Source organism: Micromonospora sp. NPDC004540 (assembly GCF_040610095.1).
GTDB lineage: Bacteria > Actinomycetota > Actinomycetes > Mycobacteriales > Micromonosporaceae > Micromonospora.
This window is the reverse complement of the sequence record NZ_JBEXLR010000160.1, coordinates 1-8,170: the sequence shown is the minus strand read 5'-3', so window position 1 is coordinate 8,170 and position 8,170 is coordinate 1. Positions and strand designations below refer to the sequence as shown.

At 68.3% G+C, this 8,170-nt stretch carries 8 protein-coding genes; 4 read left to right on the top strand and 4 right to left on the bottom strand.

Annotated elements, in window-relative coordinates; all coding sequences use genetic code 11:
• Positions 1–679 precede the first annotated feature (679 nt).
• Positions 680–1,327, bottom strand: coding sequence for a hypothetical protein (locus tag ABZV78_RS30565; protein WP_355644174.1), 648 nt, complete (start codon positions 1,325–1,327; stop codon positions 680–682).
• 804 nt (positions 1,328–2,131) lie between these two features.
• Here ABZV78_RS30565 and ABZV78_RS30560 point away from each other — a divergent pair.
• From ABZV78_RS30560 to ABZV78_RS30550, 3 genes are all read left to right on the top strand, one after another.
• On the top strand, positions 2,132–3,373 hold the full coding sequence (locus ABZV78_RS30560; RefSeq protein ID WP_355644172.1) for a hypothetical protein: 1,242 nt from the start codon (positions 2,132–2,134) through the stop codon (positions 3,371–3,373).
• A 247-nt stretch (positions 3,374–3,620) separates the two neighbouring features.
• Complete coding sequence (locus ABZV78_RS30555) at positions 3,621–3,965, top strand: hypothetical protein (protein WP_355644171.1); 345 nt, start codon at positions 3,621–3,623, stop codon at positions 3,963–3,965.
• Positions 3,966–4,493: 528 nt separating this feature from the next.
• On the top strand, positions 4,494–4,709 hold the full coding sequence (locus ABZV78_RS30550; protein ID WP_355644169.1) for a hypothetical protein: 216 nt from the start codon (positions 4,494–4,496) through the stop codon (positions 4,707–4,709).
• 467 nt (positions 4,710–5,176) lie between these two features.
• Here ABZV78_RS30550 and ABZV78_RS30545 read toward each other — a convergent pair whose 3' ends face one another.
• Positions 5,177–5,641: a hypothetical protein gene (locus ABZV78_RS30545; protein ID WP_355644167.1), complete on the bottom strand. Its 465-nt coding sequence runs from the start codon at positions 5,639–5,641 to the stop codon at positions 5,177–5,179.
• A gap of 283 nt (positions 5,642–5,924) precedes the next feature.
• Positions 5,925–6,452, bottom strand: coding sequence for a hypothetical protein (locus ABZV78_RS30540; RefSeq protein WP_355644166.1), 528 nt, complete (start codon positions 6,450–6,452; stop codon positions 5,925–5,927).
• A 287-nt stretch (positions 6,453–6,739) separates the two neighbouring features.
• On the opposite strand from ABZV78_RS30540, the gene ABZV78_RS30535 reads away from it, so the two are divergent.
• Complete coding sequence (locus ABZV78_RS30535; protein WP_355644164.1) at positions 6,740–7,960, top strand: tetratricopeptide repeat protein; 1,221 nt, start codon at positions 6,740–6,742, stop codon at positions 7,958–7,960.
• A 16-nt stretch (positions 7,961–7,976) separates the two neighbouring features.
• Here the strand turns inward: ABZV78_RS30535 and ABZV78_RS30530 are convergent.
• The coding region (locus ABZV78_RS30530) for a hypothetical protein (RefSeq protein WP_355644162.1) at positions 7,977–8,170 on the bottom strand (194 nt) is incomplete at its 5' end.

Below are 8,170 nucleotides of genomic sequence, written 5' to 3'. Positions count from 1 at the left end.
TGAACGCCTTCGAGATGGCCTTCGAAGGCCGACTCGCCGCAGCCCGCAAGTAGTCCTCAACAACCCGTGTTACACCGTTTTCTTGACAGACCCACAAGAGCTCTGTGCGCGGCGTCCGCACCCGTCCAGCATCGGCTGCACGCTCGCAGCTTCGTACTGGCGGCGTTTGGTAGTGGCGACGCGCTCCCTTCTCGCTGCCTGGGCGACTCCCGGCTTCCGAAGAACCGCTCCGACACCCAGGGAGTGGCAAGCCGCGAGCTGGTGGAGTGAGTGGCTGGGCAGACAAGGTGGGTCCTGCGAGCGCGGCACACGTCTCGACGCGGTGCACAGTCGGTGTGTCGTGACAGAGCGGCTCTCGATTGGCAGGTGGAAGAGGAAACAGCGGCCTGTTGCCGGCCTCGGCTCAGAGAGGGCCCCAGGCCCGGGGCGCTGGCGATGCGCGCCGGCCGCCTCCCCGCGGCCCGCCGGCCGGCACGCGGCCACCCCCTGACGGGGGATGACCGCGCCGGCCGGGGTAGAGGCAGGCCAGAGGTGATGCGCGATCGGTTGGACTCAGCCGGCCCGGGGGAGCGGCAGCGGTCCGCAGCTCGATAGCCGATGCGGCCGACAACGGCAGCGTCAGACAAAGGGCGGTGGTCGGGTCCCTCAGGTGACAGTGAGGTGGACGGCCTGTCTCGTACTAGATAGCGACGGCGAGCAGCCGCTGATCTGGGCCGAGGGAATCAAGGTGGGCCAGGGCCTGCTCCAGGTAGGTGATGCGGTGAGCGAGGGCATCGCTGGCCGGGGCGAGCCTGCGGCCATCGGCGGCGAGCATCGCATCACCGGCGACGGCACTCGCGGCCAGGTAGTGCTGGTAGGCGACTTCACCTGCCTGGTACATCTCCAGCTCCCCGACGGAGGGTTGCCCGGGACCGAGGGTGGCGGCGTGCAGACGCATGGCCTGTACGCGGGGCTGGGCGTGGAAGTCCGCGACCGCGGATTCGAGGGGATAGCGGTCGGGGTCGGTGAGGTGGCGGGTTTCGAACATCGGCCAAGGGGTGGCCGCTCTCGTGCCATGCACGACCCGCTGCCAGACCTGGTGGCGGATGCCGGCGCCCACGGCGGCGGCCTGGCGCATGCCGGCCAGGTCGAGCAGCCGCACCGGTCCGCCCGCGCACGGCGCAGGGCGGCCCTTGCGCAGCCCGATCATGAGATGGTGCTGCCAGAGCCGCAGCCGTGGCACGGCCCAGAACAGGGTCGTGAGGGTGCCGGTGACCCCGAAGTGTGTGTCGAGGTGGTGGCTCGTGAGCGCCGCGGCGGGCAGCTCCTCGGGCAGACAGATCACCATCGTGGCGATGCTCGGGGCCGGCGTAGCGGTCGGCCGTGACGCGGTGGTGGCCGCACGGGTGGCGGCTGGACGGGGTCCCGGCGGCGGAGCGGCCTTCGCGGCGGCCGGCCGTGCGGGGACTGCGGGCACGCGGCTGCCGTGGCGGGTCAGCGGAGTGCCGTTGACAGGGGACATGCGTGATCCTCCTTCGATGGACTTGCGCGCGGGCGCGCAGGGATGACCGACCCACAGGACGCGCGGGTCGGCTCCAGGCGGAAGGCGCAATGGTGCGAGTGGCTTGGTCGACCTCGAGGGGCCGCCGCGCGGGATGTGTGCCGACCGGCCGAAGCGGGTGGGCATCGCATACCGCTGGAGTACGGCGGGGATCCCTGAGATGGGACCGAACCGGGATGCTGCGAGATGTGGAGTGGTGTTGGCCGAGACGGTAGCGGCCCGACCTGTCAGCGCACGTTGTCGCGTCCTGGCCGGGAAGCGGTGCTGACCTGCGGTGTCAGCCCGTGTCGCGGCCGGGCGGCGAGGGTAGCCGGATGCCTGTCAGATCCGATGGATCTGACAGGCGACCGGCGGCGGTGACAGAAGCACGTCGCTGGCCGTGCACCAGCGTCGGTGAGGAAGCCCGGCGCTCGCCTGTGCCGGGCGGGGCTTGCGAGGCGGTCTGTGGCCACTACCCGGCAGCCGGCGGCGAGGCTGACTTTGTCGGCTATCAGCGCTTGAGGTGTTCGGGGTCGCCTGCGACAAGGTCCGCTACCTAGACTCGTGCGGCTGAGCTGGCGCCGACGAACAACTGACGGGGGAGACGAGACTGTGACTGACGCCGAGACCATCACCCTCCAGGCGGAACTCCCCAACGACGACGCCGAGCGTGAGATCGCGAAGGCGGTAAGCGCCCGGCACGCCATCGCCCGCAAGTACGTCAAACGGGTGCGGAAGCGGAACCCCGACGCGACACCCGCCGAGGTCATCACGATGCTCGAGCGGCACTACGTCACCGCGATCACCGTCGCCGGGGGCATCGTCACCGTCGGATCGATTGCCGCTGCCGTCGGGATCGCGCTGATCCCGGGCGGCGGCGCCACTACGGCTGCCAAGACGGTGAGCACCCACGCGGCGAAAAAGGCCGGGAAGGTCGCGGCGAAGAAGGCCGGCAAGGAGGTGGCGAAAAAGGCCGCGAAAGGCCTGGCGCTCAACGCCGCGAAGACAGGCGCCCAACGGGTCGCCGCACTCCTACCGGCAGGTGATGAGCAACTCCAGTTCGAGATCACCGCGATCTTCGCGCTCGCGATCGCCGACATCCACGGCATGGCCCTTGACCGGGACCAGGCCCACGCCCTCGTCTACGGCCTGTCCAACGAACGCGTCAGTCAGAAGCAGATCGCAGCCATGGCAAACGACCTCGCCAGCGCGTCGACCGACGGCATCGTCGGCGTCGGCCACAGCATCGCCTCCGGCCGCAAAGACTGGTCGCATTGGGCGAACACTCTTGCGGACACCCTTCCAGGGGGCGCGGCACAAGATCTGGTCCGGACTGTTCAGACCGGTCGGCTGGAGACCGTGCGCTCCGGCCTGAACGGCAGGCAGCAGGCAGCGGTCGAGTACGGCGTCGGCGCCGTCGCCGGCGGTGTCGCTCGGTTCGTTTTCGGCCGGGAGGTCGTCGAGGCGGCGAAGACCGCTTTTGCCGAGGCGCCATCGGAGTTCCCCGACCACCTCACAGTGCCGATCGATGTCACGGCGGAAGAAGAAGAGGATGAGCCGAACCGAGCGCTTGTGGCGCTCGAGGACGCGGCCAAGGCTACGGGCAACTGGGTGGCGAACGCAGCCGTCACCGTAACCCGACCCTTCCGAAGCGTCGATCTCGATGGCGACGGAGTTCCTGACGAGCCTCAGGCGTTGACCGCCGTGAAGGGCGTCGGTGGGGCGATCGCCGGTGTGGCCGGGACCGTCGGCGAGGGGGTCACGTCCCTGTTCAAGCCGAAGAAGCGGGGCAAGCATGCCGCTGGTGAGCCCCGGCGAGAGATCGAGGCGGCCGAGGCGTCAGACGGCCAGTGAGGTGATCTCAACGAAGACCGCCGTCCGGTGCCCGCGACACGCGCTAGTGCGCCCCTTGTCGGGCGGTGCTTGAAGAGGCGTCGGACCCTCGGCCGGGGTGCGGCATGGAGTGCAGGGCTGTATACGGGTGAATGTGTTGTAGTCGGACCGAACTCGCCCGGCCCTCGATGTAGTCCGACGCAAGGTAGGTCGCGCGGGTAGGCACCGAGGGTGGGTGGCGCTCTCGGCGTAGGCGAGGATTGCATCCATGGCTGACGCTCCGAGTGCAGTTCGCTGCTCCATCCAGCATCGTTCGGGAAGTGGCGAGGACGTTTCGTCGGTTGACCAGCTCGCGGACCTGCTGGATGAGCTAGAGGTCGATGACCCGGAGCATCCTGACGTGTGGATCAGCGATAACGAGGCTGGGTACAGCGTGTCGGTGTTCGCGGGAAGCCGAGGGGTTGTGATCTGGGAGGACCACGACGAGGTCCGCGGCCCGCTGTACATGGATGGCTACTCGCGGGCCGGGATGATGGAACTGTTCACGATGGTCTTGCAGGGGAGAACGACCGAGGTTGACTCGTTGCCTTGGTTGCCGGGATACGGGAGCTGAGGGCGACCGCGCGGGCCGGAGCCCTCGTCTGCGCAGGCCGCCCGGTGCTGTCGACAGCAACGGTGACAGCAACAAGGCTGGACGGGGAGGGGCCAAGCCGTACAGCCGTGGACCACGAGCCGAGGTCACAGACACGCGGACCGGCCCGGACGGAGCGCCCAGAACCTTCAAGCGAGGGGTCGCAGGTTCGAAACCTGCCGCGCCCACCACCTACCAGGACCTGCGTTACAGATCAGTCTCAAGACGTGGGTGACACATCCGGCTGGATGCCCTCTTCTCTGTTGCTCGACGGGGCCGCTGTAGACCCACCTGTCGAGCACGGTGGCACGGAAGCAGCATGGCCGCGAGGTTGTGCGTCGGTGTCACCATGACGGCGTGTTGGTGTTCACGCGGTCGCCGACGGGCGAATGGATCCCGTGGCGGGTAGGCCGGCAGCGCCTCGCATGGCGGCCAGTCCCGCGCGCGCCGTGGCGGGCGTCCTGGTACCACTACGAGCCGCTCGGCCCACGAGACCGTGAGCTTTTCGACATGCTGAACTGGCTGAGCGCGCTGCTCGCGACGGCGGTGGTGTGGCCGTGGCGGGTCGTAACGAACAGGTGGCCAGTGATCGCCTATGTGCCCGACGACCCTGAGGGCAACATTCAAATGCACCGCACTCCACCGATGCGTCGTGCCCAGGCAAAAGCGGTCGCCCGTGACTGGGCCGAACACATCAAGCGGTACGGCGAGCCGCCCGCGCAGTAGCTCGAAGGCCATCGGTTTGTGAGTCTGCCGGCGGTTCGTTTCCTGCCGGACCGCCCCCGTGAGATCCCGCTAGGTGCCGGCCGAGGTCTTCATCATCCGGTCGATCATGGAACGGGCGGATGCTTCGTCCGAGAAGTCGTGCGAGACTTCCTGCCCTCCGTCGCCACCGAGGCGGCCACGGACCCGCCAGAGGCGGCCGTCGGAGACCAACCAGATGTCGCGCCGGGCCATGCGGCCCCAAGCGCCGTTCCACTAACGCCCACGTACCTCCACCGGCAGCAGCCTAGTCGTACGTACGTACGTACGAACCGCCCGGCCGCCGGCGATGCCTGGTCTCGCATGATGGTTGACGAAACGACGTCGCAGGACGTTTGACGCCAGGTCATGATCGAACATGGTGATCTGGTGTTGGCATCGATGGTATGGCGCGGCGGTAGCGTGTCTGGCCGGCGGCTCCGCGTGTCGTTTTAGAGGAGCCGGAGGACCTCTACGAGTTGAGAGAAGGTCGGGGTGACGGCCTGCCAGGAGCATTGCTTCGGGTCGGTCCAGAAGTCGCTTGCGACGACCTGGGGGTCGGCGGGGTCGGTGCGATAGTCGAGGGCCATCGCGACGTCATCACCGGGGATGCGGTTGACCGCGATGAGGACTGCCTGCTCCGCATCGAGCCAGGGCAGCTCGACGCTGGCGGTGGCGATACTTCCCCGCGTTTGCCGGAACAGGGGCGAGGAGGGCGGGTCATCGGCAAGCAGGGTGAGCGATCTGCTCTCGCGGCGCATCCCTTCGGTGCTGGTGAGAAAGTCCAGCGGAGATTCGAACCAGGGCATGAGATCACGCAGGACGTCGTCACCTGGGTGCCGCCAGCGGCCACCGTTGACCAGTTCGATCAGCAAGGCGGGCAGCACCAGGCCATTGACATGCACGGCTTTCTCCACGCGGTCTTTCCCCCTTTCGCGGCATGGTGCCGGCGGACGCGTTGGCCGGCAGGCACGGTGTCGATGACGAGACTAGGCGTCGTGTCGAGGTGATCGCCGGGTGGTAGTTATCTGGTGCTTGGCCTTGCTTCGGGCCGGGTCGGTGGTGCTGCGGCGGGGAACGGCCGCGATCGGGGTCTCGGCGTCGTAGACGGTGATGGTGTGCTGCGTCAGCCAGCCCCGTCCGCGGCCTCGGGGCGCTCGGCCCGATCGACATGGTCCTGCCCATTCAGCTGGTCGATCGCTACGTCGCCGGCCTTAGCAAGATTCGGTGGGTCCACTCAAGCAGGCGGGTCACGAGGAACGGGCCGGTCCAGCCGACCGACGGCGCTATGTCCTCGTACTCGAGCACCGACCAACAATCGTTGAACGTCACTGTGTACTCGCGGTTGCCAGGGAAAACGTTGGTGACGGTTCCCACGACAACCGCGCCCTCGGGGTACCGTCTGGTGATCGCAGCCCATTCCTCGCCCGACCAGCGCGAGAAGCGGGTCCGCCGACCGCGCATCCCGGCGTCCAACGGAAACAGCCGCACCTCGCCGGGACGATGTTGCAAGACCTCGAAGAGCCCAGCCTTGCCGACCGCGGGCCAGTCGGTCGGGTCGTCTGGCAGGTGCAGGACGTCGACCCACCCCTGCGGCGGCTGACCGAGGTCTACCAGAACCCCTGCCCGTCCCGCGACCATAGGGATGGCACTCACATTGCCTCGCACCCGGTCGCCCACCGGGAAGGCGAGACGCGCCGCGATCAGCTCATCAGCGCTGGTCGTCAACCGGCAGTCCTCACTTCAAACGCGTGCCCATCACCTGCATTATGAGTTGCCCCTGCCGGTCGTTGCAGATGCACTCATCTAGCCGCGATCAGCCCGCTGGGTGTCGCAGATCAGCTGGCGGACGAGTGTCGCGCATCAGTCGACGGAGGACACCGCGGGCCTGCCGGCGATGTCGGGTCTCGGGACGTCCGTGACAGAGCAGTCTCAGGACGTGAGTGACACGTCCGGCTAGAGATGGGCACAACCACCATGTCGATGGTTGATCGCAACGTCTCTAGACTGCCCGCGTGGCACTACAGCCGTACGACCGTGGAGCGCTCGCTGCGCAGCGCGGGGCCTTCGAGGAGGCTCGTGAGCAGTTGGAGCTGGCCGGGCCCGACGACCGGGCGCTGCTGCTGCTGGGCCAGCTGGCCAGCAGCGGCCACGGCGAGCCAGCAGATCCGGTGAGGGCCCGCGGGCTGTACGAGCGCGCGGCCGAGTTGGGCAGCGCCGAGGCGGCCCACAACCTCGGGGTGCTGTACGCCACCGGCCGGGGGGTCCCGCAGGACCAGGCGGCGGCGTTGCGGTGGTATCGGCGTTCGGCCGAGCTGGGCGGTGTGCCTGCGCTTCGGATGGTCGGTCTGATGTACGGCACCGGTCAGGGCGTGCCCATGGACCAGGGCGAGGCGGAGCGACACTGGCGAATGGCTGCCGCCGCCGGGGAGGCGCAGGCGCTGCACGATCTGGGCACCCTCTTCGCCTACCACAAGGTGGACCTGCCGGAGGCTGCGTTCTGGTACCTGGAGGCTGCCAAGGCGGGCATTGAGAACGCCAAGCGAGAACTGGCTCTGCTCGCGCCGAAGCTGCGCATGCCGGCTTCGGTAGACCGCCGGGCGCGCACGATGCTCGGCGTGATCCGCGCCTTCCATCTGGGAGATCCGGCCGGAGGCGTGAAGCTGCTGACCGTATCGGCGGATGACGGGGACCCGGTCGCCCAGCGCACGCTCGCGTACCTGGTCCAGCACGGCATCGGAACGACACAGGACGCCACTCGTGCGACCGCTCTCTACCAGGCCGCAGCCGAGGCAGGGGACGTGTTTGCTGCGTTCAACCTGGGCGTGCTGTCCGGTGGGTCTGACGAGGCGGTGCGCTGGCTACGCCAAGCGGCTGAGGCCGGGATTACTGAAGCGTATCCACGGCTGGGTGACCGACTCAGCGAGCGTGACCTCGACGAGGAGGCGCTGCAGTGGTACCTGCGCGGCGCCGAGGCCGGCGACAAGGGCAGCATGTTCGCGGCGGCCTGCTGGTACCGCGACGGATTCGGCGGACCGGTCGACCTTGTGCAGGCACTTCGGTGGTACCTCGCCATGCTGAACGCCGGCAGCGGCGACGGCATCCACGAAGCACACGCGATCGTGCCACGAATGACCGCCGACGAAATCCACGAGGCGGGCCGGCTTTCGGGCCGGTTGCTGGAGGCGGACCTCTTCGTACAGCGGCAGGCTTCCCCGAGCGCTGCCTCCGATTGACGTGATGCTCTTCCGGTCACCGCCCCTGCATCCCGGAGTTCATCTCTGCGCTCAAGACCCGACGCAGTGTCACGCTGGTCCTGATCCCGATGTAAAGCATCAGCCGGGACACGACATGGCCCGCCGGCGCAACGTTTGCCGAATTCCGCTCTATCAGATCAAGGCGGCCCGCAAAGCGGGCCGCGCCGGCCCGCCCCCCGCCGGCAGGCC

Coding starts and splice junctions, on each gene's coding strand:
- ABZV78_RS30555 (WP_355644171.1), top strand. CDS start 3,621: ATGGCTGACGCTCCGAGTGCAGTTCGCTGCTCCATCCAGCATCGTTCG.
- ABZV78_RS30565 (WP_355644174.1), bottom strand. CDS start 1,327: ATGGTGATCTGTCTGCCCGAGGAGCTGCCCGCCGCGGCGCTCACGAGC.
- ABZV78_RS30550 (WP_355644169.1), top strand. CDS start 4,494: ATGCTGAACTGGCTGAGCGCGCTGCTCGCGACGGCGGTGGTGTGGCCG.